Source organism: Oleiphilus sp. HI0061 (assembly GCF_001635675.1).
Genome location: NZ_LWFE01001726.1, coordinates 1 through 1,405, shown reverse-complemented (window position 1 = coordinate 1,405; position 1,405 = coordinate 1). Strand labels below are relative to the sequence as shown.

Here is a 1,405-nt window from a genome sequence, read left to right as displayed (position 1 = left end):
CAGTTTTGGTAAGAAAGAAGAAAAGCTCGGATGGAGCAATCAACCGACCCGCTTGATTCATTTTGAGAATGTACGCGTACCCAAAGAAAACCTTTTGGCACATGAAGGTGACGGTTTCAAGTTGGCGATGGAAGGCCTAGATGGCGGCCGAATCAATATTGCTGCCTGCTCAGTCGGTACTGCGCGCGCGAGCCTGCGACAGAGTATTAGCTATGTTAAGGAGCGCAAGCAATTCAATCAGACGATTGCCGATTTTCAAGCCACCCAGTTCAAACTGTCTGATATGCTGACAGAGCTTGTAGCCTCTCGCCAGATGATCCGCCTAGCCGCATTTAAACTCGACCAAGGTGCAGCCGATAAATCGGTTCATTGCGCGATGGCTAAACGCCTAGCGACTGATCTCGGTTTTAAGATTTGCGATGAAGCCCTACAATTGCACGGTGGTTACGGCTATATCAAGGAATACCCTATCGAACGTTACTTTAGAGATACGCGCGTGCATCGTATTCTCGAAGGTACTAACGAAGTAATGCGCTTAATCATTGCTAGAGCCTTGTTATCTGATGAAAACTTCCAGCTTCTCGGATAAGCTAGTAGGCAAGCTTCGCGCATTCCAATCTTCTGAAAAAGGAAAGAACACCCGCTATGACACAAGAAAATCAGACTATTTCCCCTAGTGACAAAATTATTGTTACTGTCGATGGTCATATTGCTAAAATTACTATCAACAATCCACCTGCAAATACCTGGGACTTGGAAAGCCTTGGCGCGCTTTCAAGCGTCATCGTAAAACTCAATGCAATGAGCGGAATAAGTGCCTTAGTCATACACGGGCAAGGCGAAAAGTTTTTCTCTGCTGGTGCAGACCTTAAGCAGTTTAGTAGCGGCGACAAGATACTTTCAAAAGATGTTGCACACCGTTTTGGCGAAGCATTTGAAGCCCTTGCAAGTTTTAAGGGTGTATCCATCGCGGCTATCAATGGTTACGCGATGGGTGGAGGTCTTGAGTGTGCACTTGCCTGTGATATCCGTATCGTCGAAGAACAGGCTCAGGTTGCACTGCCTGAAGCAGGTGTTGGTCTTTTACCATGCGCTGGTGGCACACAGCGGTTGAGTTGGTTAATTGGCGAAGCGTGGGCAAGTAAAATGATCTTGCTCGGGCAGAGAATGGATGCCGAAACAGCCGTTCAAACCGGATTAGCACTAGAAAGTGTACCGAAAGGCGAGGCCTTATCAAGCGCCATGAACTATGCACAGTCTGCAAGTAAGCAAAGCCCCGATGCTTTGTTTGCCTGTAAAAAGCTTTTAAGTACAGCTCGAGAAAACGCCATATCGCTTTCACTTCAGCATGAGCGCACCGAATTCATTAATCTAATTGGTGGTGACAACCAACTTGAAGGCACTA

The 1,405-nt window shown here is 46.9% G+C and carries 2 protein-coding genes; both read left to right on the top strand.

Annotated features, from left to right (window positions below):
- Positions 1 to 589: acyl-CoA dehydrogenase family protein (locus A3735_RS26515; protein ID WP_255375196.1), on the top strand; the 589-nt coding region annotated here is incomplete at its 5' end.
- Positions 590 to 645: 56 nt separating this feature from the next.
- The coding region (locus A3735_RS26510) for an enoyl-CoA hydratase (protein ID WP_068638961.1) at positions 646 to 1,405 on the top strand (760 nt) is incomplete at its 3' end.